This window comes from Pelomonas sp. SE-A7 (assembly GCF_030345705.1).
Taxonomy (GTDB): Bacteria; Pseudomonadota; Gammaproteobacteria; order Burkholderiales; family Burkholderiaceae_C; genus JAUASW01.
In genome coordinates, this window is the sequence record NZ_JAUASW010000003.1 from 406,871 (window position 1) to 433,519 (window position 26,649).

The following is a 26,649-nucleotide window of genomic DNA, read 5'->3' on the forward strand; positions in this document are numbered from 1 at the left end:
CTCGTCATGGACCCCATCGTCGAAGCCGCGCTGAAGAAGTGGCCCAACGTGCCGCATTGCTACGGCTGGCTGGCGCTGGACGCACGCGGCGATTGGTACATGCGCGACGAGCGCATCCAGCGCGCCGGCCCCTTCCCCAAGGTCAAGGGCAGCCGCATCGACCACCGCAAGCTGCTCGAGTTCATAGGCCGCAACTACGCCCATGACGAACACGGCGCCTGGTTCTTCCAGAACGGGCCGCAGCGGGTCTACGTGGAACTGGAGGCCGCGCCCTGGATCTGGCGCGTAGGCCCGGGCGGTGAACTGAGCAGCCACACCGGCTTGAGCGCCACCGCAGGGCAATGCTGGCTGGACGAGAACGACCGCCTGTTCATCAGCACCGAGCTAGGCCTGGGCCTGGTCCACAGCATGGACATGCACGAGGCGGCCGCGGCCGTCGAGCAAGGCCTCTGGGCGCCCGGGCCGGGCAACCATGCCGAGCTGCTGAACCGCCATGCGGTCCAGTTGAAGCCACACCCCTGAAAACGAGGCGGGCACAAAAAAGCCGACCCTGAGATCGGCTTCTTCCTGGGCGAGGCCCTTCGATTACTTGGCGGCCGAAGCGGCGGCTGCCGGAGCCTTGGGCTCCTCGAACTTGGCACCGCCCTGGTTGGCCATGTAGACGACGGCGCGCTTGATCTCGAAGTCGCTGAAGTCGCCACCACCCTGGGCGCCCATATTGCCCTTGCCCTTGAGGGCCGAAGTCAGCAGCGCCTCGACGCCACCCTTCAGGCGAGGGCCCCAGGCCGCGGCATCGCCCAGCTTGGGAGCACCGGCGGCGCCGGTGGCATGGCAGGCGGCGCACTGAGCCTGGAACACCTGCTCACCGGTCTTCATCGAAGCGGCATCGTTGGCATCCTTGATCTCGATCGTGCCGACCGGCTGGATGCGGGCGGCGACGGCCTGCTCATCCAGGCCCGAGCTGCCGGCAGCCGGCTTGACGGCGGCGGTCACGTACATGGCCAGCATGACGATCACCAGCACCGGCACCACGAAGGCGAAACCGACCGCCCACATCAGTTGCTTGGGCGTCTTGATCGGGCCTTCATGGGCTCCGTGGTCGTGCGCGTGGTCTTGGGTTCCGCTCATGAAATCCTCGTTGGCGTCGGCTGCTCTGGGTAATGCGGTCCGCCAGGTTGATACCTAGCAGGACACAAAGCCGGGGATTATATCTACCGGCCCGCGCCCGGCCCGGGCATCGCTCACGACGCTGCTAGAATCCGCAGCCTTCGCGCCCGTAGCTCAATGGATAGAGTACTGCCCTCCGAAGGCAGGGGTTGTTGGTTCGATCCCAACCGGGCGCGCCAGGTCTCTTCAGCGCCGCTTCATTGCCTTCAATCGAAGCTCGCGTCGCTGCTCCCTCCGGTATCCGCCCCGCCGCTCCAGTCCGAGCTGCTGTCGCCACCGCCACCCAGGTCCAGGTCCGAGCCACCGAAATCGCCACCGCCGCTGCCGAGATTGCTGCCGCCCGACAGGCGGTCGTACTCGGCATCGCGCCGGCGCATCTCGTCTTCGTCATCGCGGCTGCGGCCATGGGCATTGCTCATCGCGCTGCCAATGGCCAGGCCCACAGCGGCGGCGGCTACGGTGGGCAGCACCGACCCGACACCAGCGCCCTGGTTGAAGACCGCCGGCTGGTTGGCCCGCGCCTCCATCTGGCGCGTCCGCATGTCGCGCTCGTAAGCCAGGTTGGCCGCTTCCTGCTCGCGGCGGATGTCGCTGGGCCGCGGCTCGCCGCGCAGGTCGGCGGCCAGGTCCTTGCTGCGCTCCACCACGCGGGCGGTCTGGTCGAAGTCCTGGGCGGACGGCAGTGAAGCAATCAGCCCGTCGATCTCGGCCTTGGCCTGACGCACCCGGTCGTAATTGCCGAGCTTGGCCTCGGGGCTGAGCTGGTCGCTGGCATCGCTGAAGCGCAGCGCGTTGTCGAGGTCGCCGCTGGCTTCCTTCAGCCGGCCACGCCACAGGTCGCGATCGACCGAGAGCTGCTCGTTCTTCTGCTTGCGAATGAACAGATAAGCCAGCGGCCCGACGAAGCCCACGCCGACCAGCAGCAGCATCCAGAAGCCGAAGCCGGAGCGCCTACGTTCGCGCTCGACCGGTGCTTGCGCCGTAGGCTGCGGCGCTTCGACGCGGGCCGCCGGCTCCTGCTGCACCTGGGCGCGTGCCGGCTCTTCCGCGGCGGCCACGCGGGTCTGGCCCAGATCCAGCCGCGACTTGAGCTTGGCCAGCGCCGCCTTGTCGCCGGCGAATTTCTCGGCCGGGTCCAGTTCCACGGCCTTGGCCAGCTCGGACTTGGCCTGGTCCGCATGGCCCAGCTTGAGCTGAGTCTGGGCCCGCCAGTAGTGGGCCAGAGCGTTGTCCGGATGCTTGTCCAGGACCTGGACCAGCTGGCGGTCGGCCGCCTCCCAGCGGCCGGCCCGCATATGGGTCTGGATCTCTTCCTTGGCGCCGGCAAAGGCCGCCACGGACAGCAGCATCAGCAGCCCCAGCAGCAGGCCGCGCCAGGCGCCGCTCGGGCGGAAAGTAGTGGTGCCGTTCCTCATTCCCTCTTCTCCTTGCACGCAAGACCGCGGATGCGGCCGGGCGCAGCGTAGCAAAGCGCCAGTAGCGACAACGCCAGAAGGGATGAACAGTCGAAAGCGTGCCATGGCCAGACGGCGCGGCCGGCCATGCACCAGATGGGCGCCAGGCAGTTGCACCAGGGATGGGCACCCTGGCGGGCGGCACCAAATCCGGTCATGCTGGTACGGCTGGCCTAGTGCCCAAGCAGGCACAGGGCTTGCATTGGTCCGCAGGCAAGCCCGGAGTGATCTTGATGCACGCGCTGACCCTGCCGCCCCCTGGCCACCATGACGAGATGCTGCTGGCCGATGGCCGGCTGCGGCCCCACTACCAGGCCTTCGGCGACTGGCTGCAGGCGCAGTCGCCCGAGACCCTGGCCAAGAAGCGGACCGAGGCCGACCTGCTGTTCCACAAGGTCGGCATCACCTTTGCCGTCTACGGTGACGAGGCCGGTGCCGAGCGCCTGATCCCCTTCGACATGGTGCCCCGCATCGTGCCGGCTTCCGAATGGACGATGCTGGAGAAGGGCCTGCGCCAGCGGGTCACGGCACTGAACCGCTTCCTCTGGGACATCTACCATGACCACGAGATCCTCAAGGCCGGCCTGATCCCGGCCGAGCAGGTGCTGGGCAATGCCCAGTACCAGAAGGCCATGCAGGGCCTGGACCTGCCGCACGGCATCTACGCCCACATCACCGGCGTCGACCTGATACGCCATTCGGACGGCGGCTACTACGTGCTGGAGGACAACCTGCGCGTGCCCTCGGGCGTCAGCTACATGCTGGAGAACCGCAAGATGATGATGCGGCTCTTCCCGGAGCTGTTCTCGCGCTATTCCATCGCTCCGGTCCAGCACTACCCCACCCTGCTGCTGAACACGCTGCGCCACGCCAGCCCGGTGGACAACCCGACCGCCGTGGTGCTGACCCCGGGCCCGTTCAACTCGGCCTATTTCGAGCATGCCTTCCTGGCCCAGCAGATGGGCGTGGAGCTGGTCGAGGGCCAGGACCTGTTCGTCAAGGACGACTGGCTCTACATGCGCACCACGGTGGGCCCCAAGCGGGTGGACGTGATCTACCGCCGCATCGACGACGCCTTCCTCGACCCGCTGGCCTTCCGGCCCGACTCGATGCTGGGCGTGCCGGGCCTGCTCTCGGTCTATCAGAAGGGCCACCTGATCCTGGCCAATGCAATAGGCACGGGCGTGGCGGACGACAAGTCCATCTACCCCTATGTGCCGGACATGATCCGCTTCTACCTGGGCGAGGAGCCCATCCTCAACAACGTGCCGACCTGGCAGTGCCGCAAGGCGGCCGACCTGGACCATGTGCTGAACCACATGAAGGACCTGGTGGTGAAGGAGGTCCATGGCGCCGGCGGCTACGGCATGCTGGTCGGGCCGGCCTCGACGGCGGCCGAGGTCGAGGACTTCAAGCTCCGGGTCAAGGCCAACCCCAGCAACTACATCGCGCAGCCGACGCTGTGCTTGTCCAGTTGCCCGACCTTCGTCGAGAGCGGCATCGCGCCAAGACACATCGACTTGCGGCCCTTTGTCCTGACCGGACGAGAGATCACGATGGTGGCCGGCGGGCTGACGCGCGTCGCCCTCAAGGAAGGTTCCTTGGTGGTGAACAGCAGCCAAGGCGGCGGCACCAAAGACACCTGGATCCTGGAGACAGACGTGCAGCCCCCACATTCGCTTCGCTCATTGCCCCCCGAGGGGGCGCAGGCCTCCCTAGGGGCGGCCCGTCGGGAGTCCTGAGATGCTGAGCCGCACCGCCTCCCAGCTCTACTGGATGAGCCGCTACGTCGAACGCGCCGAGAACCTGGTGCGCATGCTGGACGTGACTCAATCGCTGTCCATGCTGCCGCAATCGCATGGCGCCCGCACCGAACTGGCGGCGCCGCTGGCCGTCACGGGCTCGCTGCAGGCCTACGGGGCGCGCCATGAGCAGCTCGACGCCCAGCAGCTGTTCGATTTCATGGCCCTGGACCTCGACAACCCGGCTTCAGTGCTGAGCTGCCTCAAGCAGGCCCGCGAGAACGCCCATGCGGTACGCGGCCAGATCACGGCCGAGATGTGGGAGGCGATCAACAGCACGTGGCTGGAGGCGCGCAGCCTGCCCAAGCGCGGCGTGGCCAGCGTGTCCAGCTTCTTCGACTGGGTCAAGGAGCGCTCGCACCTGTTCCGCGGCGCCACCTACGGCACGCTGCAGCGCAACGATGCCTACATGTTCATCCGCCTGGGCACCTTCATCGAACGGGCCGACAACACGGCGCGGCTGCTGGACGTCAAGTCGCAGCTGATAGAGCCGGCGGTGGACAGCCTGTCGCCGGTCGATGCCCCCAGCGAGAGTGCGCCCGACTTCTATGCCTGGAGTGCCCTCTTGCGTTCGCTGTCGGCCTTCGAGGCCTACCACGCGATCTACCGCGACAACCTCGACGGCCGCCGCGTCACCGAGCTGCTGATACTGCGGCCCGACGTGCCGCGCTCGCTGCGCGCCTGCAGCGACGAGATCGTGGCCATCCTGCCCCACATCGAGGCCCGCGCCGGCTCGGAAGACGCCGGCCGCGTGGCCAAGCAGCGTGCCGGCCAGCTGGCGCTGCGGCTTTCCTACGGCACGGCCGACGAGGTGCTGACCCAGGGCATCCACGGCTGGCTGACCGGCTTCCTGGAGGAGTCGGCCGGCCTGGGCGACGCGATCCGGCGCGCCTATTTCGAAGCCGGATAATCGCCGCCATGACCTATTGCGTTGCCATGCGGCTGCAGGCCGGCCTGCTGTTCGCCAGCGATTCACGCACCAATGCGGGCGTGGACCATATCGCCACCTTCCGCAAAATGAGCGTGTTCGAGCAGCCGGGCGAGCGCCTGATCGTGCTGCTGAGTGCCGGCAACCTGGCCACCACGCAAAGCGTGATCAGCCTGCTGACCCAGCGACTCAAGGGCAAGGAAGAGCATCTGTTCAACCGGCCGACCATGTACGACGTGGCCGAACTGGTGGGCCGCACGGTCAAGGAAGTGGTCGCCCGCGACGCCGATGCCCAGACCCTGGGCCAGGGCGTGGACTTCGGCGGCAACTTCATCGTCGGCGGCCAGATCCAGGGCGAGGCGCCGCGGCTCTTCCATGTCTATGCCCAGGGCAACTTCATCGAAGCCTGCGAGGACACGCCCTACTTCCAGATCGGCGAGAGCAAGTACGGCAAGCCCATCATCGACCGCGTGATCAAGCCGCAGACCTCGCTGAAGGAAGCGGCCAAGTGCACGCTGATCTCCTTCGACTCGACCATACGCAGCAACCTGTCGGTGGGCCTGCCCATCGACATGCTGCTCTACAAGACCGACAGCTTTGCGCCGGCCGACCCGCACCGCATCACGGCCGACGACCCCTACTTCAACAAGCTGCGCCGCGGCTGGGGCGAAGGCCTGCGCAAGACCTTTGAGAAGCTGCCGGACGAGGACTGGTTCAACAAGTAGCGGCAGCCGCTGCAGCGGCGTGCCGTTCGCTACTTGCGCGGACGCCGGTAGCCTGGGCCTACTGGGGCCCCAGCCCGCTGACGCGCCTTGCCAATGCCCTCCCCAGTCCGCCTGCATCGGCCTTTCTTCATCCTCGCCCTACTGGCCGTCTGCACGGCCTGCGGCGGTGGCGGTGGTGGCGGATCCGGAGCCGCCGCACCGGCCACGAGCACGCCACAGCCCGCGGTTCCCGCGACACCGAATGCCGACATCACCGTGCTGATGATGGGCAACAGCCACACCACGGTGCAGGGGCTGAACATGCAGCTGGAACAGCTGCTGCGCAACGGGTCGGGTGGCAAGACGGTGGCGCTCACGGTCGCGTCCGGCTTCATGTACCTGGATGAGCGCCTGGCCGATGCCGGCAGCATGGCCCTGCTGCGCAGCCGCAGCTGGTCCGTCGTCGTGCTGCAGGCCCAGAAGTACAGCACCTCGGGGCAGTTCTTCTACTCGACGGCCGAGGCCGAGGAGCTGGTGCGCATTGCCCGCACGGCAGGCTCGCTGCCGGTGATGTTCCCCGAGTGGCCGCGCGAAGGCGTGGATGAGACCGCGCGAATCTATGACCTGCATGTGAGCATCGCGCAGAAGCAGCCGGCCTGCGTCGCGCCCATAGGCCAGGCCTGGGAGCTTTCGCTGCAGCGCCATCCCGAGCTGCGCCTGCATTCGGAAGACGGCAACCACTCGGCCCCGGCCGGCGCCTTCCTGGCCGCCGTGATGCTCTACGCAACGATCAGCGGCACGCAGCCGGCCCAGTTGCTGGCCCTGCCCGACCTGGCCAACGGCGTCGATGCCGCGAGCCAGGCCAAGCTGCGCCAGGTGGCCGCCGACACCGCGCTGGCCTATCCTCCGCGCCGCTACTGCCCGGCCTGATTGTTCAGAGCGCGCGGAACAGTTCCGGGAACTCGCCCAGCTTCTGGCCTTCCTGCCAGGGAATGCCCAGCACATCGAGCGGGCTCGGGACCATGTTCGGCCGCTTCTTCAGACCCACGGCCTCATCGGCGTAGAGCATGGCGAAGGCGCGGCGCTTGGCATGCGGATTCATGCCCGGGCCGGCGCGGTGCAGGACGTGGTAGTTGAAGGCGACCACATCGCCGGGCTCCACCTCGTGGCCGACGATGTCGAAGCTGCCGCGCAGCGCCTCGATGGCAGGCAGTTCGGGCCGGCCGTCGGACTGCTGGTCCAGGTAGCTGAAGCCGCCGGTCTGGGTCTTGTCCTGGTTCTGCTCCAGCACCTCGATCTTGCTGGCCACCGCGTATTCCACATTCCAGCGATGCGAGCCCCGCACCACCTCGATGGTGGTGGCACGCGGCACCGGGTCCACCGGCATCCAGATGCGCACGATGTTGTGGCCGTCGAAGGGCGCATACGGCGTGTCCTGGTGCCAGGGCGTCTCGGCCACCGGACCGGCGCCCTTGTAGAACAGCTGGTCGTACATCCACCGCATGGCCACGTCGCCGGCCAGGCGCTTGGCGATCAGGGCGGCGCCCGATTCATCGACCACGCGTCGCAGCACCGGATTGAAATGCGAGGGCATCTGGTCGATCAGCATGTAGAGCGGATCGGCGTCGACGACCGTGGCCATCGGCGAGGGCGTGGCGCGCTGGGCCTCGATGCCTTCGCGGGCAATCTCCACCCATTCGGGCGCCATGATTCGGCGCAGGCAGACGACGCCGTCGCGCTGGAACTGGGCGCATTCCTCGTCGGTGACGGCGCGCAGTAGGGGGCTGTTGTTGCTCATGGTGATGACTTCCTTGTCTCGGTGGGATGGGTCTCGTGTTCAAAGGCCTTCATAGACCCTCGACAGCACGCAGCACGCGCCAGTACTGGCTGGGCAGCAGGCGCACCAGCCAGTCGACCGTGCGTGCCTTGTGGCCGACCAGGATGCGGCGCTTGCCGCGCGCCACGCCGTCGAGGATGGCGGCCGCCGCCGCGTCAGCCGGGGTCTTGAGCAGGTTGGGGATGCGCTCCAGCATCTGCTGCTCCAGCGAGCCGGCCGCAGCGACCAGCCGGGCCCGGTGGCCGATCTCGGTGGCGATGCCGCCCGGATGCACGCAGGACACCTTGACGCCGCTGTCCACCAGCTCGCGCGCCAGGCATTCGGTGAAGCCGCGCACGCCGAACTTGCTCACGTGGTACGCGCCCTGGCAGGGCACGGTGGCCAGCCCGAACAGGCTGGACAGGTTGACGATATGGCCGCCGCCCTGCTCCAGCATCTGCGGCAGGAAGGCCTTGCTGCCGTAGATCACGCCCCAGAGGTTGATGCCCAGCTGCCACTCGAATTCCTCGATCGTGGTGTTGGCGATCGAGCCCAGCACGGTCACGCCGGCGTTGTTGATCAAGAGCTGGGCCGGGCCCATCTCGCGCTTCACCTGCTCGGCATGCTCGAACACGGCATCGCGCCTGGACACGTCGAGTGAGTAGGCACGCGCCTCGACACCGGCCGGCAGCTGCTTGAGCGTCGCGGCCAGCCCCAGAGGGTCGATGTCGGACAGCGCCAGCCGCGCGCCGGCCGCTCCCAGCCGCAAGGCCAGGGCCCGGCCTATGCCGCTGCCGGCGCCGGTGATGACGGCCAGGCGGCCGTTGAAGGAAGGGGTCGTCATGCTTGTCTCCGCGGCGCACTGCATCGGCGCGCCCTGGAGACGGACTGTCAGGCCGGCGGGCCTTGCAGCGTGAGGGGAAGCCCCGCCAAGAAATCGTGTTTTTGTGACAGGATGCGGCCATGCCTGCCGTGCCCGCCGCCTGGCGCGAACCCGCCCATCACCCGGCCTATGCCCGCATCGTCTGCGCCTTCGTGCGCTCGCGCGGCGGGGATGTCGATGCGGTGCTCGAGGTGGCCGGGCTGAAGTGGGACCAGCTGCTGCGCGAGGGCCGCTACCTGGACCATAGCCGCATGGCCGCCCTCGTCGATGCGGCGAAGGCGGCCACCGGCGAGGTCGCCCTGGGGCTGGAAGTCAGCCGCCTGGTCCAGGTGCTGGCGCACGGCGAGCTCAGCGCGGTGATCGCCGCCAGCAGCGACCTGCGTCAGGCGCTCACCGCCATCGCGCGCTTCACGGCCCTGCGCACCCATGCGCTGGCGCTCAGCCTGCAGGTGGAAGGCCCATCGGCCCGGCTGCGCTTCGGCGAGCGCTTCGACCAGGGCTCGGCACGCAGCACCTCGCTGGAGCTGACGGCCGCCAATATTGCCAAGCTGGTCGACGCCTCGTTCGGCACCTCGGTCCGCCCGCCGCGGCTGGAGCTGCCCTATGGGCCGACCATGTGGGCCGAGCGCTATGCGGAGTTCTTCAAGGCCGGCGTGGACTTTTGCCGGCCGCATTGCGCCCTGGTCTTTGCCAGCGCCGACCTGGACCAGCGCAGCCTCACCGGCGATCCCACGACCTTTGCCAGCGCCCATGCGGCCTGCGAACGCGCGCTGACGCTGCAGCAGCAGGGCGAGGCCGATCTGGTGGCGCGCGTGCGCACCGCCTTGCAGGAAGCAAAGGGTGCCCTGCCCACCCAGGCCGAACTGGCCTCGCGCCTGGCCATGTCCTCGCGCACGCTGGTGAGGCGCCTGGCGCGTGCCGGTTCCAGTTTCCTGGCGCTGCGTGACGAGCACCGGCGCGAGCAGGCGTTGTGGCTATTGGAAAACGGCGAGCTGCCGGTGGCGGCGATTGCCGAGCGCCTGGGCTACGTGGATGCCTCGAACTTCAGCGCCAGCTTCCGGCGCTGGGCCGGCATCACGCCGAGCGAATGGCGGCGCCGCGCCCGCGCGGCCGCTCAGTAGCGGTAGCTGCCGCCCAGCGACCAGTAGTTGGGACCCACGCGCACCTGCAGGCCCACGCCACGCTCGCCCTCCAGGCGCAGCAGGCCGAAGCCGTCGGTCTCGCGGCCGAGCCTGAAGCCGGCGCCCAGGTGCAGGGCCATGTGCGCGTTGCCGGTCAGCATCAGGTCGCCCGACATGCTGCCCGCGTAGGCCAGGCGGCCGGCACAGAAACCGGCATAGGTGCTCTGGCCGGTCTGGGTGTCCACGCAGGCATAGCCGATGTTGCTGCCGTTGCTGCTGCTGCGCGGCTCCTGGCGGAAACGGCCGGAGCTGGAGCTCTGGTAGAGGATGCCGCCGACCGGCATCACGTTGAGGGCGAAGGCCCCGATCTGCAGGCGGTAGCCCAGCTCCATCTCCCAGCCCAGTACCGGTTCACGTCGCGCCACGGCCAACGTGCCCACCATGCCGTCGGCCGCGGCCGAGCCGCAGGCCAGGACCAGGAAAAGAACGGAAGCCAGAAAGCGCATCGCCACTCCGTGCAAGCAGGGAGTGGCGATGTTAGCGGGAGCCGGAGGCTGATCAGGCGCGCTTGCTGCCCTTGCGACGGACGGCGACGAGGCCCAGGCCGGCAGCGGCCAGCAGGGCGAGGCTGGTGGGTTCGGGCACGGCCGTGCCGTAGACCTCGAGCTTGGCCGAGTTCAGCGTGAAGTTCTGCGACAGCGGGCCGTTCTCGACGAACCACAGGTAGAACTTGTCGTTGTTGACGATGGGGTTGAACACGTCCAGCGAGCTGGTGAAGGTGAAGCTCTGGCTGATCGCGGTGCTGCCGGTGGTGTTCAGCAGGCTGTTGCTGGCGCTGCCGTGCACGGTCGAATCGGCCGGGCGAGCGGCCCACCATTCCAGCACGCCGTTGTTGCTGGCGAAGTTCAGCGTCAGCACGAACTTCTCGACGCTGCTCATGTTCAGCGCGGTGAAGTCGAACAGGTCGACGAAGCGCTGGCCGCAATTGCTGCCGTCGCGCACGGTGATCGAGTTGGTGTTCAGCGTGTCGCAGCCACCGGTGGTCGAGGCCGTGGCGATCTTGCCCGCAGCCGAACCGTATTGGTGTTCGATGCTGCCGATCAGGCCGGCGTTGGCGTTGCCGAAGGCCAGGGCCAGGGCGGCCAGGGCCAGGGTCTTGCGGGTGATGTTCTTGAGCATGGCGTCCAGCCTTCTTTCTTCCCTGTTGAGACGGGCCGGACGATAACAAGCGAAGTGCCAGGCCTTGCCCCCGCGTTCCAGGGGAAAAGACGCGCATCGCGCCCCGGCTCGGCGCATTGCGAACAATCGACGCATGCGCGTGCGAATCACGCCCAGGCTGTGCGGGGAGCAGCAGCCGGCTTCAACTCAATTGATTAGGCGCTCGCGCAGCCTCATCGCCAGGCCCACCGGCGCCATGGTGAAGGCCATCCGCTCCGGCGCCGGACCACCGTCCGGCGTACCAATGCTCTCGATGTCGAAATGGCCGAGCAGGGCCGCCATGGCCATCTTGATCTCCAGCAATGCCAGGTAGCGACCCGGACAGATGCGCGGCCCGGCACCGAAGGGCATGCTGATGCGCTTGGCCGAATGGACCGTGCCGGCCCCCTCCGCCAGCCAGCGCTCGGGCTCGAAGGCCGCTGCGCGCTCGACATGGGTTTCGCTGACGCTGTCTCGGCGCATCAGGCAGATGATCAGCGTGCCGGCCTTGACCGCCACGTCGCCGATCACCGTGTCGCGCAGCGCCTGGAACGGCATGGCCGGCGCCACCGGCTTGAGCCGCATCGTCTCCTGCGTGCAGGCCTCCAGAAAGTCGAGGCCGGCATAGCGGTCGACGTCATCCAGCCCACCGGGTGCGGCCATGGCCGCTCGCACTTCGTCACGCGCTCGCTGCAATGTCGCCGGATTGCGCCACAGCAGGTCGATCATCCAGGCCAGCGTATTCGCCGTCGTGTCCTCACCGGCCAGCAGCATGGTCAAGACATTGCCGGCCACCTGCTCGTCGTCGATGCCGCTGTCCGGCTGGTCGGCCGCGGCGATCATCGCTTCCAGCAGATTGCGCGGATGGACGCGCAGCTCGGGCTGGGCCTGCAGGCGCCCGCGCGTCTGGGCAATGAAGCCGGCCACGGCGGCCTTGATCTCGACGATGCTGAGGGCCAGCTCGCGATCGGCTCGGCTGGGCCACCAGCGCCAGGTCGGCAGCGGCCTGAGCAAGCGCTCGAAGACCGCGGGGAAGAGCTTGTCCAGATGTTGCTGGATGCGGTCGGCGTCCGACTCCAGCGTGTTGACCTCGGCGCCGAAAGCCAGGCCGGCGATGGTGTCCACCGTGTAGCGCATCAGGTCGGACTGCAGGTCAATGCTCGCGCCGGCCTGGGCCGCCTTGCGCCAGCGGCCGGTCAGCCGCTCGCTGACCCCCTGCATGCTGCCGAAATAGCTGCGCACATGGGCGGGGTCGAAACCCGCCATCACCATGCGACGCTGGCGCTTCCAGACCTCGCCGTTGGCGCCGAACAGGCCGATGGGCAGGCCCATCTCGACCCAGATCTTCTGCAGCCGGGGCGTGCGGCGGAAACCATCAGGCCGGTCGCGCAGCAACTGCGACACGGCCTGGTGGTCGCCCACCACCAGCAGCTTCTCGGGGCCCAGCTGCACGCGGTAGTACGGCCCGAGGTCACGGGCCCATTGCTCCAGTTGCTGGTGCATGCGTGCCGGCCGGACCTGCAGGGTCTGGCCCAGCCAGGGCATGCCGGGCGGTGTGGGAAGTTCCTTGAAACTGCGCAGCGCGGCGCCCATCAGACCGGGCCTTCGACGCGCATCGAATAGTCCACCGCCTTCACATCCTTGGTCAGGCGGCCGATGGAGATGCGGTCGACGCCGGTGGCGGCGATCCAGCGCAGCTGATCGATGGACACGCCGCCAGAGACCTCAAGCAGCGCGCGGCCGGCGTTCAACGCAACCGCCTCGCGCATCATGACCTCGGTGAAGTTGTCCAGCAGCACGCTGACCGCGCCGGCCTGCAGCGCCTCGTCCAGCTCGGCAATCGACTCGACCTCGACCTGGATGCCCACGTTCGCGTTCAGGGCCTGCGCCGCGCGCAGGGCCGCGCCCACGCCGCCGGCCGCGGCGATGTGGTTCTCCTTGATCAGGATGCCGTCGTACAGCGCCAGGCGCTGGTTGGCGCCGCCGCCCACGCGCACCGCGTACTTCTGCGCCAGGCGCAGGCCGGGAATGGTCTTGCGGGTGTCGAGCACGGCGCAGCCGCGCGGATTGGGACTGGCCCCTGCTATGGCGCGGGCATGCTGGCGAGTCAGCGAAGCCGTTGCGGAGAGCAGCTGCAGGAAATTCAGGGCCGGCCGCTCGGCCGACAACAGCGCGCGGCCGTCGGCCTCGATGCGGCAGGCAATGCTGTCGGCGGCCATGTCCGCGCCTTCGTCGTAGAGCCAGTCGATGCGGGCCGTGGCATCGAGCGCCGCGAACACGCCGTCGAACCAGTCGCGGCCGCACAGCACGGCGTCCTCGCGCACCCGCACATGGGCCCGCACACGACGGCCGGCCGGCACCAGCTGGGCGGTCCAGTCGCAGACGCCGATGTCCTCGAACAAGGCCTCGCCGATGTTGCGGGCCCGGGCCTGGTCCAGCGTCTCGTTGTGGTCGAACATTTGTTGTCTCGTCGCTCGCTTACTCGGGAGCGCCTATTGTCAGGCTCAGCTTGGCCACGCCTGCGACCACGCCCTCCAGTTGGTCGCCCGGCTGCACCGGCCCCACGCCCTCGGGCGTGCCGGTGTAGATCAGGTCGCCCGGGCCCAGGTGGTAGTACTGCGAGAGATTGGCCACGATCTCGGCCGGGCTCCAGATCATGTCGGCCAGGTCGCCGCGCTGCTTCTGCATGCCGTTGACTGCAAGCGTGATCGCGCCGGCGGCAGGATGGCCGATCTCGCTGGCCGGCACCAGCTCGCTGATCACGGCCGACTGCTCGAAGGCCTTGCCGAAATCCCAGGGCCGGCCGGTGGCCTTGGCTTCGTTCTGAAGGTCGCGGCGCGTCATGTCCAGGCCCGCGGCATAGCCCCAGATCGCGGCCAGGCCCTGCTCGGCCGTGGCCTTGAAGACGGGTGCGCCCAGTGCCAGCACCAGCTCCATCTCGTAGTGCAGGTTCTTGGTGCCCGGCGAATAGGCCATGCTGCCGCCCGAGGCCAGCAGGGCGCTGGCCGGCTTGCAGAAATAGAAGGGCGGCTCGCGGTCCGGATCCGAACCCATCTCGCGCGCATGGGCCGCGTAGTTGCGGCCCACGCAGAAGATGCGCGAGACGGCATAGCGCGCGCCCGTGCCGCGCACCGCCACCGAGGCCTGGAGGGCCGGGGGAAAGATGTAGTCGCTCATGCGCCAGAGGCTACCATCGCCGCCGATGCGCCGACTTGCCGCCCTCCTCTCCCTGCTGGCCCTGTTCGCCCTGCTGAGCGGCTGTGCCACGCGTGCGCCGGTGCCACCGGTCAGCGCGCCCGCGCCCGCCCCGGGCCGCGATGGCCCGGAAGCCAATCCGCCGCCCAATCTGCTGACCGTGCCCGACGCCGTGCCCAAGGTCGAGCTGCTGCGCCAGGGCGGACCGAACAAGCCCTACGAGATCGACGGCGTGCTCTACCAGCCCTTCCTCGAGGACAAGCCCTTCGTGCAGCGCGGCCTGGCCTCCTGGTACGGCAAGAAGTTCCATGGCCGGCCCACGGCCAACGGCGAGGTCTACAACATGTATGCAATGACCGCCGCCCACGCGACCATGCCCCTGCCCAGCTATGCGCGGGTGCGCAACCCGGCCAATGGCCGCGAGGTGGTGGTGCGCATCAACGACCGCGGGCCCTTCCATCCGGGCCGGGTGATCGACCTCAGCTACACCGCCGCGCTGAAGCTGGACCTCTTGCGCGGCGTGGCCCCGGTCGAGGTGGAGCGACTCACCGCCGAGGCCATACGCAGCGGCGCCTGGAAGCGCGACAGCCAGGAGCCGCCGCCGGTCTATGTGGCGCAGGAATCGGCCGGCGCCCCGCAGCGCGAGACCCTGAATCCGGCGGCCGGCAATTTCTGGCTGCAGCTGGGTAGCTACAGGCTGCTGGACGGCGCCGAGGCCATGCGCAGCCTGCTGGCCGGCGACCAGCCGGCGCTGGCGCCGCTGCTGACCGTGATCCGCGAGAACGGCCTGCACCGGCTGATGGCCGGGCCCTATGGCTCGCGCCTGGAGGCCGCCGATGCGGCCGAGCGCTTCAAGCCGCTGATGACGGAAACGCCGCTGCTGGTCGAGCGGCGCTGAGCTCAGCGTCCGCCGGCCACGTCCAGCGTCGCGCCGACGATGTAGCTGGCCGCGTCGGACAGCAGCCAGGCCACGGCCTCGGCCACCTCCTCGGCCCGGCCCAGCCGGCCGATCGGGATCTGCGCGGCGGCCACCTGCAATTGCTCGGCATCCAGGCCGCTGGTCTGGTGGATCTCGGTATCGATGATGCCGGGCCGCACGCCGTTGACGCGGATGCCCTCCTCGATCAGCTCCCGGCCCAGGCCCATGGTCAAGCTGTCCAGGGCCCCCTTGCTGGCGGCGTAGTCCACGTAGAGGCCGGGCGAACCCAGCTGGGCGGCACGCGAGGAGATGTTGACGATGGCGCCGCCCCGCCCGCCCAGCCGGGTGCTCATCCGCCGGGCCGCCTCGCGGCTGCACAGCAGGGCGCCGATCACGTTGACGTTGAACAGCCGTTGCCAGCGGGCGAGGTCCATGTCGACCAGGCGGGCGCCAGGCACGACGATGCCCGCGTTGTTGACCAGGGCGGCCAAGGGCCCCAGCTCGGCGTCGATGCGTTCGAACATCGACAAGACCTGGCCCTCGTCCGCCACATCGGCCTGCAGGCAGAGCACGCGGCGCTCGGGCCTGCGCAGCTCGGCCGCCAGGGCTTCGGCGGACTCGCGGTCGCGGGCGTAGTTCAGCGCCAGCTCGTAGCCGGCCGCGGCCAGCCGGCGGGCGATGGCCGCCCCGATGCCGCGTCCAGCCCCCGTGATCAGGGCAATCCCATGCATGGCGGCATTGTGCCGCCGCGCCGCCCTGCGCGATGATCGGACGCCCCCGGGACTCCCAAGCGAATGCAGTTCCTAGACGCCACCACGCTGCTGCTGGTCAACGCGCTGTTCAATCTCTTCGCGGCGGCGGGCTGGTCCTTGCTGGCCGGCGTGTTCCGCGTGGCGCCGCGCGCCAGCTGGATGCTGGCCGGCGCGCATCTGGCCCGCATTGCGGCCGTACGCTGTGGCGACTGCCGCGTCATCTCGCCCCTGCAGGCCTGGCCGGCACTGCCGGAACTGATGTCACTGCTCAGCCTGGCCCTGCTGTGCCTGGGTGTGCGCCAGCTGCTGAGGCTTCGATTCCGCTGGGGCGATGTGGCGATCATCATGGGCATTGCCAGCCTGGCGACGCTGCTGCTGAGTGGGCAGCCGGCCTGGATGCTGCTGGCCGGCTCGCTGGGACTGGTGCTGCTGGCGCTGCTGATCTGTCGCGACATCCTGATCGGTGCGCGGCCCCTGCTGAGTGACAACCTGCTGGCGCTGCTGGTGCTGCCCTATGTGATTCTGGTGCCGGCCCTGGCGTGGCGGGCCTGGCGCCCGTTCCAGCTCGCCGACCCAACCAGCCAATCGCCCCTGTTCCTCGGCCTCTGGCTGCTGTTGAGCCTGGCCAGCGCACTGAGCCTGATGGCCCTGATCCTGAGCCGCCTGATCCAGCGCATCACCCACCTGTCCCTGCACGACCCGCTGACCGGCGCGTTGAACCGGCGAGCCCTGACCCGCCAGCTGCATCGACTGCAATCACTGGCCCTGCGCGGTCACCCGTTCAGCGTGGTGCTGCTGGACATCGACCACTTCAAGTCGATCAATGACCAGCACGGCCATGCCGGCGGCGACGCCGCCCTGGTCCATCTGGTGCGCGAGCTGGACCAGGAGTTGCGGCAGCCCGACCTGCTGGGTCGACTGGGCGGCGAGGAGTTCTGCGTGCTGCTGCCCCATGCCAGCCTGGATGAAGCGGCCGAAGTGGCCGAGCGGCTGCGGGCACGGCTGGCAGCCCGCCCCTGCCGCTGGCGGGGCGGCGAGATCGCCCTCAGCGCCAGCTTCGGAGTCGCCGGGGCCCGTGCCGGCGAGCTGCGCGCCGAGGCGGTCCTGGTGCTGGCCGACCAGCTGCTCTATCGGGCCAAGGCCCTGGGCCGCAACAAGGTCTGCGTAGAAGGCAGGGACGAAGGCGAGGAGCCGAGCTGATGCTGGAAGCCGAACCCCTCACCCTGCTGGCCACCAACATGCTGTTCCTGCTGGCGGCCGCCCTGGTCTGGGGCGGGCTGGGCCGAGTCTTCCTGGGCAGCCAGCGACCGGCGCTGATGCTGGCCGTGGCCAATGCGCTGCTGGCGGCCTCGCTGGGCTGCAATTCGCTGCGCGGCGTGGCCTGGGACCTGCTGACCTACTGGGGCGCCAACCTGATGTCCATCGGCGCCTTCGCCCTGCTGCGCCTGGCCGTGCCGGCTGCCGTGGGCGAGACGCCGCGCTGGCGGCCGGTGGCCTTGCTCATGGCGGCGGCGGCCGTGGTGCTGGCACCGATTCCGTCGCAGAGCGACTGGATGCCCATCGCCAATTTCTCGTTCATGAGCCTGTTGATCGGCCTCACGGCGATCGACACCTGGCGGCGGCTGCGCCAGCGGCTGAAGGCAGGCCTGGCCCTCGGGCTGAGCAGCCCGCTGTTCCTGGTCGCGGCCCTGCTGCTGCTGCGCCTGGTCCAGCTGCTGGGCGGCTCGGGCGAGCGCATCCGCGATGCCAGCACCGGCAATGTCGCCTGGCTCTGGGCCGTGCTGGTGATGAGCTTGGTGCTGAACGCGACGCTGGCCTTCATGGTGCTGATGCGGCTGATCCTGCGCATTCGCCGCCTGACCGAACGCGACCCGCTGACCGATGCCCTGAACCGCCGGGCCTTCGGCGAACTGCAGGCACGCGAGCAGGGCGAGCTGGGCCGCGGCCGCGGCTATGCGCTGGTGACGCTGGACGTCGACCATTTCAAGCGCCTCAACGACACCCTGGGCCATGCAGCCGGCGATGCAGCACTCAAGCACCTGGTCCAGGTGCTGCAGGCCTGCCTGCGCGACGCCGATCAGCTGGGCCGGCTCGGCGGCGAGGAGTTCGGCGTGCTGCTGCCACTGAGCGACCAGGCTGGCGCGATCTGCGCCGCCGAGCGCATGCGCACTGCCCTGGCAGCGCGGCCGCTGCGCTGGGAAGACAAGGATTGGCCGTTGAGCGCCAGCTTCGGCGTGGCTGTGGCCAGCCGCGCGGACGAAGGCGTGGATGCGGTGATGCTGCGCGCCGACAAGGCGCTCTACCGGGCCAAGCAGGCCGGCCGCAACCGGGTGGAATTCGGCTAGGCCAGGGCGACGCGGTTGCGGCCCAGGTGCTTGGCGCGGTACATGGCGCTCTCGGCGCGCGCCACCAGCAGATCGGTCGAATGCGGGGGCGCGGTGGCCAGGCCAATGCTCAGCGTCACGTCCAGGCCCGGCGCCAGCTCGGACCAGGCGTAGGCCTCCACACAGTGGCGTATCCGTTCGCAGACCTCGACCGCCCGGTCCGGCACCGTGTCCGGCAGCACGACCAGGAATTCCTCGCCGCCGTAGCGCAGCAGCAGATCGCTGCCGCGGGTGTTGTCTTGCAGCATGCGGGCCAGGGCTTGCAGCACCTGGTCGCCGACGGCAGCACCATGCTGGGCATTGATGCTGCTGAAGTGGTCGAGATCAACCAGGGCCAGTGTCAGCGGCGCATTGCGCGCCTGCGCCTCGGCCAGCAGCTCGGGCAGCCGCTGCTCCATCAGGCGGCGGTTGCCCAGGTCGGTCAACGGGTCGCGCAACTGTGCGGCGTCTTCAGGCAGGCCGGGCGCGTCGGGTGCTCGCTGGCGTCGCGCCTCGATGCGGCTGGCGACATAGCGCGATTGGGCGATCAGCTGGGCACTGGCACGGCGCTTCTCCAGCAGCGTGCGGGCCTCGAGGTGGCGCAGGGCCTGCGCCTCCAGGCCCAGGCGCTTGGCACAGCGGTAGGCCGTGGCATGCAGACGGCGCAGCTCCTGCAGATTGGACTTGGCCACCATGTCCTGCAGCAGGCGGCCCAGCGCCGCATAGGCAGCATCGGCATGGCCGCGGGCCAGGGCCAGCTCGGCCCGCAGGCAGCCGACGCGGCCGGCCAGGGCCAGGAAACCATGGCGCTGGCAGAGCTGCTGGGCGCTGTCCAGGAACACGCCGGCCTCGTCCAGCTGGTTCAGCTGCAGAAGAGTCTCGCCCAGATGGCTGTCGCTCAGCGCGGCGGCATAGGGGTCGCCCAGCTCGCGCACAGGGGGACGGACCTGGCGGCCCAATTGCAGGGCGCGCTGCAGGGCCTGCTGCGATTCGGCCTCGCGGCCCACGTCGCGCAGCAGGTGGAAGCTGCCCATGGCCACGGTCCAGAGGTTGTTCAGGGCCACGACCTGCTCGAAAGGCGTGGCCTGCTGGCGCACCAGGGCAGCGGCCTCGGTCATCAGCTGCTCGGCCTGCCAGGGGTCGCCCATGCGTTCGAAGACCATGCCCAGGCCGTTCAGGGCCACCGCTTCGAGCCGCAGATCGCCCATCTCCTGGGCCGCGGCACGGCCTTCCTGGGCGGCGGCCAGGGCCGTCTCGAAGTCGCCCTGGTCGGCGGCCGACAGGGCCACCCAGCGCAGCATCTCGCACAGACCCTGGTTGGCGCCGCCGGCGCGCTGCAAGGGCAGCAGGGCTTCGGCCGCGGCCAGCATGTCGGCCAGCTGGCCACGCCTGAGCAGGAAGAAGCAGCGCAGCCGGCCGGCCTCGATCTGCTCGGCCAGCAGGCCTTGCGACTGGGCATGGGACCAGGCTTGCGAAGCCAGCTGCAGGCCGGCTTCCATGCGCGACTCCGCCTGGGCTGCGCGGGCCTGCGCTAGCAGGTCGGCCGTCGAAACGGCCGCGACTTCCTGGGGGACTGCGGACTGCATGGGCCCGCTAGCGTAGCGGAAGTCATGGGCCGCGCAAGCCCCTTGGAATCGGGGCTGTTGGTGTTCAGCGACTGGTGGGCATCACGAACTCGGCGCCCTTGGAAATGCTGGCCGGCCAGCGCTGCATCACGCTCTTCTGCTTGGTATAGAAGCGCACGCCCTCTTCGCCATAGGCATGCATGTCGCCGAACAGGCTGCGCTTCCAGCCGCCGAAGCCCTGCCAGGCCATGGGCACCGGAATGGGCACGTTGATGCCCACCATGCCGACCTGGATGCGGCGGGCGAATTCGCGCGCCACGTTGCCGTCGCTGGTGAAGCAGGCCACGCCGTTGCCGTATTCATGGTCGTTGACCAGCTGCACCGCCTCGGCGAAGTCATGGGCCCGCACGCAGACCAGCACCGGGCCGAAGATTTCTTCCTTGTAGATGCGCATGGTCGGCTTCACGTTGTCGAACAGCGTGCCGCCGGTGAAGAAGCCGTCCTCATGGCCGGCCACCTGGTGGCCGCGGCCGTCGACCACCAGCTGGGCGCCTTCCTCGACGCCTATGCGGATGTAGTTCTCGATGCGGTCGCGGGCCTCGCGGGTGACGATGGGGCCCATCTCGGCATCCAGCTCCATGCCGTTCTTGATCTTCAGCGTGCGGGCGCGCTCGGCCAGCTTGGGCACGATCTTGTCGGCCACGTCGCCGACCAGCACCGCCACCGAAATCGCCATGCAGCGCTCGCCGGCCGAGCCGTAGGCCGCGCCAATCAGCGCATCGACCGCCTGCTCGATGTCGGCATCGGGCATCACCACCATGTGGTTCTTGGCGCCGCCCAGGGCCTGCACCCGCTTGCCGTGGCGGGCGCCGGTCTCGTAGATGTACTGGGCGATGGGCGTGGAGCCGACGAAGCTCAGGGCCCGGACGTCGGGATGGTGCAGCAGGGCATCGACGGCGACCTTGTCGCCCTGGACCACGTTGAAGATGCCGTCGGGCAGGCCGGCCTGCTTGAACAGCTCGGCGATGAACAGGCTGGGCGAGGGGTCGCGCTCGCTGGGCTTGAGGATGAAGGCATTGCCGGTGGCGATGGCCAGCGGCGCCATCCACATGGGCACCATGAAGGGGAAGTTGAACGGCGTGATGCCGGCCACCACGCCCAGCGGCTGGCGCATCGTCCAGTTGTCAATGCCGGTGGAAACCTGCTCGGTGTAGTCGCCCTTGAGCAGCTGGGGAATGCCGCAGGCGAACTCGACGATGTCGATGCCGCGGGTCACCTCGCCCTGGGCATCGGTGAAGACCTTGCCGTGCTCGGCCGTGATCATGGCGGCGATCTCGTCGCGCTTCTGGTTCAGCAGCTCGAGGAACTTGAACATCACGCGGGCCCGGCGCAGCGGCGGCGCATCGGCCCAGGCCGGGAAGGCAGCCTTGGCGGCGGCCACGGCCTTCTCGACGTCGTCGGTGCTGGCCAGCTGCAGCTGGCGGCTCACGGCCCCGGTGGCCGGGTTGTAGACCGCCTGGCTGCGGCCCGAGGTAGCGGCCACCGGCTGGCCGGCAATGTGGTGGGTGACGTCTTCGCTGCGGGTGTAGGGGGCGGTCATGGCGGGTCTCCGACAAAAAGCCCAGCAAGTCTAGGAAGCGCCACCGCTGCTGCCAACCCGGTTGGGTCGATTTGATTGTTCGTTAATATGAACAATGGCCAAGCAAACACCGGAACTGCGGCATGAGCTGCTGTGGGGTCAGCTGCATGCGCTGACCGTGATCGCCCAGCTGGGCAGCTTCACCAAGACCGCCCAGCGGCTGGGCCTGTCCAAGGCCGCGGTCAGCCAGCGCATCGCCGAGCTGGAGCGGGCCCTGGGCCAGCAGCTGGTGCTGCGCACCACGCGCTCGGTGCGGCTGACCGAGGCGGGCCGCGAACTGGTGGAGCAGACCGAGGCCAGCTTCTCCCACATCACCGGCAGCCTGGGCCGGCTGCGCGATGCCGTGGGCCAGCCGCGCGGCCTCTTGCGGGTCACCGCGCCGGTGGCCCTGGGCCGCCAGCATGTGGCGCCGCTGCTGGCCTCGTTCTTCCAGCGCTACCCGGAGATCCGCATCGAACTGGACCTCAGCGACCGCCTGGTCCCCTTGGCCCAGGAGGGCTTTGACCTGGCGGTGCGCCACACCAGCAGTCCGCCGGACTCGCATGTGGCCGTCAAGCTCTGCGCATCCAAGGCCTTGCTGCTGGCCAGCCCGGCCTATCTGAAGGCTCGGGGCGAGCCGCGCCATCCGGAGGAGCTGGCCGCTCACGACTGCCTGCCGTACCTGCGGCCCGGTCCGGCCCAATGGCTGTTCGAGAAGCGTGGCCAGCGGCTGCGGATTCCCGTCCAAGGTCCCTTGCGCGCCGGCAACAGCGAAATCCTGCGCGACGCGGCCCTGGCCGGCCTGGGCCTGGCCCTGCTGCCCGATTTCAGCGCCGGGCCCGCGCTGCGCAGCGGCGGCCTGGTGGAGGTGCTGGCGGACTGGAAGCCGGTGGGCTTCTTCGGCGATGCCATCTACGCGGTCCATCCCTGGAGCAGCACCACGCCCCGGCCGCTCAAGCTCCTGATCGAGCACCTGCGGCAACACCTAGGTGCAGGCTTCTGAAGCCTTCATAAACTGGCCCGGATTCATCAAGGACCTTCCATGACCCAGCAGCCGCGCAGCTACAAGTACTACGACCTGATCATGGCCGCCTTCGTCACGGTGCTGCTGTGCTCCAACCTGATAGGCGCGGCCAAGGCGGCCACCTTGACCCTGCCGCTGCTGGGCCAGGTGACCTTCGGCGCCGACCTGATGTTCTTCCCGCTGTCCTACATCTTTGGGGACATCCTGACCGAGGTCTACGGCTACGGCCGCGACCGCCGCGTGGTCTGGGCCGGCTTCGGCGCGCTGGTGTTCGCGGCCTTCATGGCTTTCGTGGTCGTGCAGCTGCCGCCGGCGCAGAACGAGTTCATGGCGGTCTACCAGACCCAGATCGAGGGCGTGTTCGGCAACACCTGGCGCATCGTGGCCGGCTCGATGATCGCCTTCTGCTGCGGCAGCTTCGTCAACAGCTTCGTGATGGCCAAGATGAAGATCATCACCCGGGGCAAGCATCTTTGGGCGCGCACCATAGGCTCGACCGTGGTCGGCCAGTTCGTCGACACCAGCTTCTTCTTCGTGATCGCCTTCTGGGGCATCTGGCCGCAGGAGCAGCTGATTGCCGTGACCATCACCCAGTACCTGTTCAAGACCTGCTGGGAGGCGGCGATGACACCCATCACTTACAAGGTGGTCGGCTTCCTAAAGCGGGTCGAGGACGAGGACTACTACGACCGGCAGACCAACTTCAATCCGTTCAGCCTCAAGGTCTGAGGCCGCGCACAGGGCCCGGAAGGGGCCTATGGCTGCCGAAGGCCTGGACCCGATACTAGGGGCCGGGCTGAGGCCGAAAAAAAGGCCCGGCCGGCGAACCGGGCGGGCTTCAAGTCCTCAGAAAGGACGTCGTTGGGATCGGCGCGGTGACAAGAACTTCGTCTCACCGCATGGGAAAAGACTGTAGGCGGCGCCCCACGCCCGGACCATCCCCAAGAAGTGGGAACGCGTCGCTGCCAAGCGGGACAATCACCGGATGAATGCGCCCAAGCCCCCTGCAAAAAGTCACGCCCGCCCTGCCCCCATCGCCAAGCCCAGCCTGAAGCCGCTGAGCGAAGCCGAGATGGAGCGGCTGCAGTCCCTGCTAGACAAGCTGCCCGCACCGCTGGAGCCGCTGGATATCAGCATGCTCGACGGCTACCTCTGCGGCGTGCTGCTGCAGCCCAAGGCGGTGTCCGATGCGCAATGGCTGCCGGCCGTGTTCGACAGCGAAGGCCGCGAGCCGCCGGCCGGCCTCGATCTCGCGCCCGCCCGCGGCCTGATCCTGCGCCGCCACAAGGAGCTGAACCAGGCCATCGCCAACCGCCAATGGTTCGACCCCTGGGTGTTCGAGCTGGACGAAGAGGCCGACCTGTCCGAGACCCTGATGCCTTGGGTCGCCGGCTTCGCGCTGGCCACCGAGCTGTTCCCGGCCCTGATGCAGCAGGACGGCCTGGCCCTGCTGGAACCGCTGGCCATGCTCTACATGCACCTGGACCCCGAGGACCTGGAAGATGCCGACGAGCTGCTCGAGGAGATCGAGTCGCTGGAGCCGCCCGAGGACCTGGAGGCCGCGGTCGAAAGCCTGGTCGTCGCCACCCTGCTGCTGGCCGACGTGAGCCGGCCCCAAAGGGAGGCGTCAATGAAAACGGCGGCCCGCAGGCCGCCGCCGAGGAAGGGCCCGCCACGGGGCCGCTACTGAGTCTTACTTGGGTGCGCGCGGATCGCTGGTCTGGCGCTTCATCCAGTCGCTCATCTCGCGCAGCGTGTGGCCGATCGACTCGCGGGCCGAGTAGCCGTGCGACTCATGCGGCAGCACCACGTAGCGCACATTGCCGCCGGTACCGGCCAGGGCCTGGTAAAGGCGCGCGCTCTGGATAGGGAAGGTGCCCGGGTTGTCGTCGCTCTCGCCGTGGATCAGCAGGATGGGTTCCTTGAGCTTGTCCGCATAGTTGAACGGCGACAGGCGCAGGTAGACGTCCTGGGCCTCCCAGTAGGTGCGGCGCTCGCTCTGGAAGCCGAACGGCGTCAGCGTGCGGTTGTAGGCGCCGCTGCGCGCGATGCCGGCCTTGAACAGGTCGTTGTGGGCCAGCAGGTTGGCCGTCATGAAGGCACCGTAGCTGTGGCCGCCGACCACCATCTGCTTGGGATCGCTGACACCCAGCTCGGCCGCCTTGTCGATGATGGCCTTGGCATTGGAGGTGATCTGCTCGACAAAGCTGTCATTCACCGTCTTGGGATCACCCACCACCGGCATGGTGGCGTCCATCAGCACCACATAGCCGTCCAGCAGCAGCATCAGCGGGCTGGCGCCGGTCACCGTGGTGAAGCGGTTGGCCGAGCCGCTGACCTGGCCGGCGGTCGAGGCGTCTGTGAATTCCAGCGGATAGGCCCAGACGAAGGTCGGGCGGCGTTCGCCGGCCTTGTAGTCGGGCGGCAGGTAGAGCCAGAACGACAGCTCGACGCCATCGGCCCGCTTGAACTTGACCAGCTCGCGCTTGATATTGCGCAGCTGTGGAGCAGGGTCGGCGTTGCTGGTCAGGGCCTGCATCTGCGAGAAGTCGGCACCGCTGCGCAGCACCAGATTGGGCGGCTCGGTATAGCTCTCGCGGCTGGTCAGCACGCGGCCATCGGCCAGCAGCGTCATCGGGCGCTCGTAATGCGTCTGGCCGGAACGGAACAGGCGTGTCGCCTTGCCTTCCTTGAGGCTGTAGCTGTCGATGAAGGGCAGGTCGCCTTCGCGGCTGGCCCCCTGGCCGACAAAGATCAGCTTGTCGCCGCCATCGACGCGAACCACGCCACGGCCATTGGCCAGCACGCGGGTCAACGGCTGGCCCGGGTCGCCGTAGCGGTCGCGCATCGAGCGGTCCTGCAGGCGCTGCGGCTTGGCACTGCCGTCCAGCGTGATCAGGTCGCCGGCGATCCACAGCTTGTCGCGGTCGACGTCGCCGACGATGGCGCGGTTGCCGCCCTCGACGAAGCTCAGGCCGGCCAGGCGGCCGACGGTGCGGTGCACTTCCTTGCCCTCGCCCTGGTAGGGCGGGTCCAGGCGCATCAGCTTGTCGCGGAACGGCACCTTGTTCTTCTGGTCGCCGCCGTCCAGGGCCTCGACCCAGTAGACCGCGCCATCCGCCAGCGGCGAGCTCCAGTAGTTGCGGGGGCCGGTGATCACGCCTTCGACCGGCACGCTTTCCTTCAGCTTGATTCTCCCCAGGTCGCGCAGCAGCTTGCCGCCGGCGTCGCGCAGCTCGACCTGGCGGCCGAAGTCGTTCCAGGTGACCTGGTAGCTGTAGGGCGCGACCAGGCGTTCGGTGATCAGGGTGCCGCTCGTGCCGACGGCTTGCAGGCTGGCGTAGACGCCGGGCGTGCCGATCTCATGCGAGGCGCCGGTGCTGAGCTTGACGCGGCGCAGCGCCGAGGTGGCTACATGGGTGAACAGGGCCTCGTCCTGGCTGTTCTTCAGCAGGTCCTGCAGCGTGCGCTCGGGCGAGACGCGGCCCATGGACTCCTGGATGGACGGGCCGGTCGGCGCCTCGAACTGCGGCGCCGGGCCGCGCTTGTCCGGCACGGTCAGCACGACGATCTCGTCGGAGTTCAGCCAGGCCACGTCGGCCTCGAGGATGGTATTGAGCTTGATGCCCTTGACCTGCTGGACCTTGGCCGTGGCCACGTCGCCCAGCCACAGCTCGGTGGCATTGGCCGTGCGGCGGTTCAGCAGGAAGCGCTTGCCGTCCGGCGACCAGCGCAGCGACGAGAAAGTGCCTCCGGCCGGCAGCTTGACCTCGCGCTCGGGGGCGCCGGCGTTGGTCAGCTCGCGCAGCTTGAGGGACTCGATGTTGGCGGTCAGCTGCGGGCTGCTGGCAGCGGCGTCGATCCGCTTGCCGGCCAGGCGCAGGATGGGCCTGGCCAGTTCGGCAATGTTGCGATAGCGCTTGAGCTCGATGCTGGCCAGGGTCTTCTGGTCCGGCGAGATCGAATGGCCGGGCAGACCCTTGGCATCCAGCACGGCGCGGATTTCGGCCGAGGGTTGCTGGTAGACCTGGGACTCGGCGGCGCTTGCTCCGCCAAAGGCCAGGGCGGCCGCCAGGGCCAGGGCCGACATCGCCCATCGCTTGCTGCTGCTGCTACTGCTCATCGCGCTCGTCTCTCGTGA

Annotated in this window: 25 protein-coding genes and 1 tRNA gene; 13 read left to right on the forward strand and 13 right to left on the reverse strand. The window is 68.8% G+C overall.

Annotated elements, in window-relative coordinates; genetic code table 11:
• Window positions 1-6 precede the first annotated feature (6 nt).
• Complete coding sequence (locus tag QT382_RS19850; RefSeq protein WP_289255858.1) at window positions 7-522, forward strand: DUF2946 family protein; 516 nt, start codon at window positions 7-9, stop codon at window positions 520-522.
• Window positions 523-585: 63 nt separating this feature from the next.
• Here the strand turns inward: QT382_RS19850 and QT382_RS19855 are convergent, their stop codons facing one another.
• Entirely contained in the window at window positions 586-1,128 is a 543-nt protein-coding gene (locus QT382_RS19855; RefSeq protein WP_289255859.1) for a c-type cytochrome, read from the reverse strand.
• 142 nt (window positions 1,129-1,270) lie between these two features.
• On the opposite strand from QT382_RS19855, the gene QT382_RS19860 reads away from it, so the two are divergent.
• Window positions 1,271-1,346, forward strand: a tRNA-Arg gene (locus QT382_RS19860).
• Window positions 1,347-1,373: 27 nt separating this feature from the next.
• Here the strand turns inward: QT382_RS19860 and QT382_RS19865 are convergent.
• Complete coding sequence (locus QT382_RS19865; protein WP_289255860.1) at window positions 1,374-2,582, reverse strand: tetratricopeptide repeat protein; 1,209 nt, start codon at window positions 2,580-2,582, stop codon at window positions 1,374-1,376.
• 272 nt (window positions 2,583-2,854) lie between these two features.
• Between QT382_RS19865 and QT382_RS19870 the strand changes: the two genes are divergently transcribed.
• The 4 genes from QT382_RS19870 to QT382_RS19885 all read left to right on the forward strand — a co-directional run bounded on the left by QT382_RS19870 (window position 2,855) and on the right by QT382_RS19885 (window position 6,985).
• Window positions 2,855-4,363, forward strand: a complete 1,509-nt coding sequence (locus tag QT382_RS19870) for a circularly permuted type 2 ATP-grasp protein (protein WP_353957282.1) — start codon at window positions 2,855-2,857, stop codon at window positions 4,361-4,363.
• Between the two features lies 1 nt (window position 4,364).
• Complete coding sequence (locus tag QT382_RS19875) at window positions 4,365-5,333, forward strand: alpha-E domain-containing protein (protein WP_289255861.1); 969 nt, start codon at window positions 4,365-4,367, stop codon at window positions 5,331-5,333.
• An 8-nt stretch (window positions 5,334-5,341) separates the two neighbouring features.
• Window positions 5,342-6,076: a proteasome-type protease gene (locus QT382_RS19880; RefSeq protein ID WP_289255862.1), complete on the forward strand. Its 735-nt coding sequence runs from the start codon at window positions 5,342-5,344 to the stop codon at window positions 6,074-6,076.
• A 93-nt stretch (window positions 6,077-6,169) separates the two neighbouring features.
• Window positions 6,170-6,985, forward strand: coding sequence for a hypothetical protein (locus QT382_RS19885; protein ID WP_289255863.1), 816 nt, complete (start codon window positions 6,170-6,172; stop codon window positions 6,983-6,985).
• Window positions 6,986-6,989: 4 nt separating this feature from the next.
• On the opposite strand, the gene QT382_RS19890 is transcribed toward QT382_RS19885, so the two are convergent.
• On the reverse strand, window positions 6,990-7,853 hold the full coding sequence (locus QT382_RS19890; protein WP_289255864.1) for a phytanoyl-CoA dioxygenase family protein: 864 nt from the start codon (window positions 7,851-7,853) through the stop codon (window positions 6,990-6,992).
• Window positions 7,854-7,902: 49 nt separating this feature from the next.
• Complete coding sequence (locus tag QT382_RS19895) at window positions 7,903-8,715, reverse strand: SDR family NAD(P)-dependent oxidoreductase (protein ID WP_289255865.1); 813 nt, start codon at window positions 8,713-8,715, stop codon at window positions 7,903-7,905.
• Window positions 8,716-8,834: 119 nt separating this feature from the next.
• Here QT382_RS19895 and QT382_RS19900 point away from each other — a divergent pair, with 119 nt between their 5' ends.
• Window positions 8,835-9,875: an AraC family transcriptional regulator gene (locus QT382_RS19900; RefSeq protein WP_289255866.1), complete on the forward strand. Its 1,041-nt coding sequence runs from the start codon at window positions 8,835-8,837 to the stop codon at window positions 9,873-9,875.
• Here QT382_RS19900 and QT382_RS19905 read toward each other — a convergent pair.
• From QT382_RS19905 to QT382_RS19925, 5 genes are all read right to left on the reverse strand, one after another.
• On the reverse strand, window positions 9,869-10,381 hold the full coding sequence (locus QT382_RS19905) for a hypothetical protein (RefSeq protein ID WP_289255867.1): 513 nt from the start codon (window positions 10,379-10,381) through the stop codon (window positions 9,869-9,871). The genes QT382_RS19900 and QT382_RS19905 overlap by 7 nt on opposite strands.
• A gap of 52 nt (window positions 10,382-10,433) precedes the next feature.
• Window positions 10,434-11,054 carry a PEP-CTERM sorting domain-containing protein gene (locus tag QT382_RS19910; RefSeq protein ID WP_289255868.1) on the reverse strand — a complete coding sequence of 207 codons (621 nt, stop codon included), beginning with the start codon at window positions 11,052-11,054 and terminating at the stop codon, window positions 10,434-10,436.
• Window positions 11,055-11,240: 186 nt separating this feature from the next.
• On the reverse strand, window positions 11,241-12,665 hold the full coding sequence (locus QT382_RS19915; protein ID WP_289255869.1) for a cytochrome P450: 1,425 nt from the start codon (window positions 12,663-12,665) through the stop codon (window positions 11,241-11,243).
• Entirely contained in the window at window positions 12,665-13,531 is an 867-nt protein-coding gene (nadC, locus tag QT382_RS19920) for a carboxylating nicotinate-nucleotide diphosphorylase (RefSeq protein WP_289255870.1), read from the reverse strand. Before nadC ends, QT382_RS19915 begins: the two co-directional genes overlap by 1 nt.
• 19 nt (window positions 13,532-13,550) lie before the next feature.
• The gene (locus QT382_RS19925; RefSeq protein ID WP_289255871.1) at window positions 13,551-14,249 is read right to left on the reverse strand and encodes a fumarylacetoacetate hydrolase family protein; all 699 of its coding nucleotides are present in this window, start codon (window positions 14,247-14,249) and stop codon (window positions 13,551-13,553) included.
• 25 nt (window positions 14,250-14,274) lie between these two features.
• On the opposite strand from QT382_RS19925, the gene QT382_RS19930 reads away from it, so the two are divergent.
• The gene (locus QT382_RS19930; RefSeq protein ID WP_289255872.1) at window positions 14,275-15,165 is read left to right on the forward strand and encodes a septal ring lytic transglycosylase RlpA family protein; all 891 of its coding nucleotides are present in this window, start codon (window positions 14,275-14,277) and stop codon (window positions 15,163-15,165) included.
• Window positions 15,166-15,167: 2 nt separating this feature from the next.
• Here QT382_RS19930 and QT382_RS19935 read toward each other — a convergent pair whose 3' ends face one another.
• Window positions 15,168-15,917, reverse strand: coding sequence for an SDR family oxidoreductase (locus tag QT382_RS19935; RefSeq protein ID WP_289255873.1), 750 nt, complete (start codon window positions 15,915-15,917; stop codon window positions 15,168-15,170).
• 63 nt (window positions 15,918-15,980) lie between these two features.
• On the opposite strand from QT382_RS19935, the gene QT382_RS19940 reads away from it, so the two are divergent.
• Together QT382_RS19940 and QT382_RS19945 are read left to right on the forward strand one after the other, a co-directional pair.
• The gene (locus tag QT382_RS19940; protein ID WP_289255874.1) at window positions 15,981-17,138 is read left to right on the forward strand and encodes a GGDEF domain-containing protein; all 1,158 of its coding nucleotides are present in this window, start codon (window positions 15,981-15,983) and stop codon (window positions 17,136-17,138) included.
• Window positions 17,138-18,283, forward strand: coding sequence for a GGDEF domain-containing protein (locus tag QT382_RS19945; protein WP_289255875.1), 1,146 nt, complete (start codon window positions 17,138-17,140; stop codon window positions 18,281-18,283). Before QT382_RS19940 ends, QT382_RS19945 begins: the two co-directional genes overlap by 1 nt.
• Here QT382_RS19945 and QT382_RS19950 read toward each other — a convergent pair.
• Window positions 18,280-19,887, reverse strand: a complete 1,608-nt coding sequence (locus tag QT382_RS19950; protein WP_289255876.1) for a GGDEF domain-containing protein — start codon at window positions 19,885-19,887, stop codon at window positions 18,280-18,282. The genes QT382_RS19945 and QT382_RS19950 overlap by 4 nt on opposite strands.
• 64 nt (window positions 19,888-19,951) lie before the next feature.
• A complete protein-coding gene (locus QT382_RS19955; RefSeq protein WP_289255877.1) occupies window positions 19,952-21,466 on the reverse strand; it encodes a CoA-acylating methylmalonate-semialdehyde dehydrogenase in 1,515 nt (504 codons plus the stop codon).
• A gap of 94 nt (window positions 21,467-21,560) precedes the next feature.
• Here QT382_RS19955 and QT382_RS19960 point away from each other — a divergent pair, with 94 nt between their 5' ends.
• The 3 genes from QT382_RS19960 (at window position 21,561) to QT382_RS19970 (ending at window position 24,198) form a co-directional block, all read left to right on the forward strand.
• On the forward strand, window positions 21,561-22,487 hold the full coding sequence (locus QT382_RS19960) for a LysR family transcriptional regulator (RefSeq protein ID WP_289255878.1): 927 nt from the start codon (window positions 21,561-21,563) through the stop codon (window positions 22,485-22,487).
• Between the two features lie 39 nt (window positions 22,488-22,526).
• Entirely contained in the window at window positions 22,527-23,237 is a 711-nt protein-coding gene (locus QT382_RS19965) for a queuosine precursor transporter (protein ID WP_289255879.1), read from the forward strand.
• 256 nt (window positions 23,238-23,493) lie between these two features.
• Complete coding sequence (locus QT382_RS19970; RefSeq protein ID WP_289255880.1) at window positions 23,494-24,198, forward strand: YecA/YgfB family protein; 705 nt, start codon at window positions 23,494-23,496, stop codon at window positions 24,196-24,198.
• Window positions 24,199-24,201: 3 nt separating this feature from the next.
• Here the strand turns inward: QT382_RS19970 and QT382_RS19975 are convergent, their stop codons facing one another.
• Window positions 24,202-26,631 carry an alpha/beta hydrolase family protein gene (locus tag QT382_RS19975; protein WP_289255881.1) on the reverse strand — a complete coding sequence of 810 codons (2,430 nt, stop codon included), beginning with the start codon at window positions 26,629-26,631 and terminating at the stop codon, window positions 24,202-24,204.
• Window positions 26,632-26,649: the final 18 nt, after the last annotated feature.

Bases quoted from the DNA above. Each gene is read 5' to 3' on its own strand.
- QT382_RS19915 (WP_289255869.1), bottom strand. From the start codon at position 12,665: ATGGGCGCCGCGCTGCGCAGTTTCAAGGAACTTCCCACACCGCCCGGC.
- QT382_RS19970 (WP_289255880.1), top strand. From the start codon at position 23,494: ATGAATGCGCCCAAGCCCCCTGCAAAAAGTCACGCCCGCCCTGCCCCC.
- nadC (WP_289255870.1), bottom strand. From the start codon at position 13,531: ATGTTCGACCACAACGAGACGCTGGACCAGGCCCGGGCCCGCAACATC.
- QT382_RS19885 (WP_289255863.1), top strand. From the start codon at position 6,170: ATGCCCTCCCCAGTCCGCCTGCATCGGCCTTTCTTCATCCTCGCCCTA.
- QT382_RS19865 (WP_289255860.1), bottom strand. From the start codon at position 2,582: ATGAGGAACGGCACCACTACTTTCCGCCCGAGCGGCGCCTGGCGCGGC.
- QT382_RS19855 (WP_289255859.1), bottom strand. From the start codon at position 1,128: ATGAGCGGAACCCAAGACCACGCGCACGACCACGGAGCCCATGAAGGC.
- QT382_RS19870 (WP_353957282.1), top strand. From the start codon at position 2,855: ATGCACGCGCTGACCCTGCCGCCCCCTGGCCACCATGACGAGATGCTG.
- QT382_RS19960 (WP_289255878.1), top strand. From the start codon at position 21,561: ATGGCCAAGCAAACACCGGAACTGCGGCATGAGCTGCTGTGGGGTCAG.
- QT382_RS19925 (WP_289255871.1), bottom strand. From the start codon at position 14,249: ATGAGCGACTACATCTTTCCCCCGGCCCTCCAGGCCTCGGTGGCGGTG.
- QT382_RS19930 (WP_289255872.1), top strand. From the start codon at position 14,275: ATGCGCCGACTTGCCGCCCTCCTCTCCCTGCTGGCCCTGTTCGCCCTG.
- QT382_RS19945 (WP_289255875.1), top strand. From the start codon at position 17,138: ATGCTGGAAGCCGAACCCCTCACCCTGCTGGCCACCAACATGCTGTTC.
- QT382_RS19890 (WP_289255864.1), bottom strand. From the start codon at position 7,853: ATGAGCAACAACAGCCCCCTACTGCGCGCCGTCACCGACGAGGAATGC.
- QT382_RS19975 (WP_289255881.1), bottom strand. From the start codon at position 26,631: ATGAGCAGTAGCAGCAGCAGCAAGCGATGGGCGATGTCGGCCCTGGCC.
- QT382_RS19965 (WP_289255879.1), top strand. From the start codon at position 22,527: ATGACCCAGCAGCCGCGCAGCTACAAGTACTACGACCTGATCATGGCC.
- QT382_RS19850 (WP_289255858.1), top strand. From the start codon at position 7: ATGGACCCCATCGTCGAAGCCGCGCTGAAGAAGTGGCCCAACGTGCCG.
- QT382_RS19955 (WP_289255877.1), bottom strand. From the start codon at position 21,466: ATGACCGCCCCCTACACCCGCAGCGAAGACGTCACCCACCACATTGCC.
- QT382_RS19935 (WP_289255873.1), bottom strand. From the start codon at position 15,917: ATGCATGGGATTGCCCTGATCACGGGGGCTGGACGCGGCATCGGGGCG.
- QT382_RS19880 (WP_289255862.1), top strand. From the start codon at position 5,342: ATGACCTATTGCGTTGCCATGCGGCTGCAGGCCGGCCTGCTGTTCGCC.
- QT382_RS19905 (WP_289255867.1), bottom strand. From the start codon at position 10,381: ATGCGCTTTCTGGCTTCCGTTCTTTTCCTGGTCCTGGCCTGCGGCTCG.
- QT382_RS19950 (WP_289255876.1), bottom strand. From the start codon at position 19,887: ATGCAGTCCGCAGTCCCCCAGGAAGTCGCGGCCGTTTCGACGGCCGAC.
- QT382_RS19900 (WP_289255866.1), top strand. From the start codon at position 8,835: ATGCCTGCCGTGCCCGCCGCCTGGCGCGAACCCGCCCATCACCCGGCC.
- QT382_RS19895 (WP_289255865.1), bottom strand. From the start codon at position 8,715: ATGACGACCCCTTCCTTCAACGGCCGCCTGGCCGTCATCACCGGCGCC.
- QT382_RS19910 (WP_289255868.1), bottom strand. From the start codon at position 11,054: ATGCTCAAGAACATCACCCGCAAGACCCTGGCCCTGGCCGCCCTGGCC.
- QT382_RS19875 (WP_289255861.1), top strand. From the start codon at position 4,365: ATGCTGAGCCGCACCGCCTCCCAGCTCTACTGGATGAGCCGCTACGTC.
- QT382_RS19940 (WP_289255874.1), top strand. From the start codon at position 15,981: ATGCAGTTCCTAGACGCCACCACGCTGCTGCTGGTCAACGCGCTGTTC.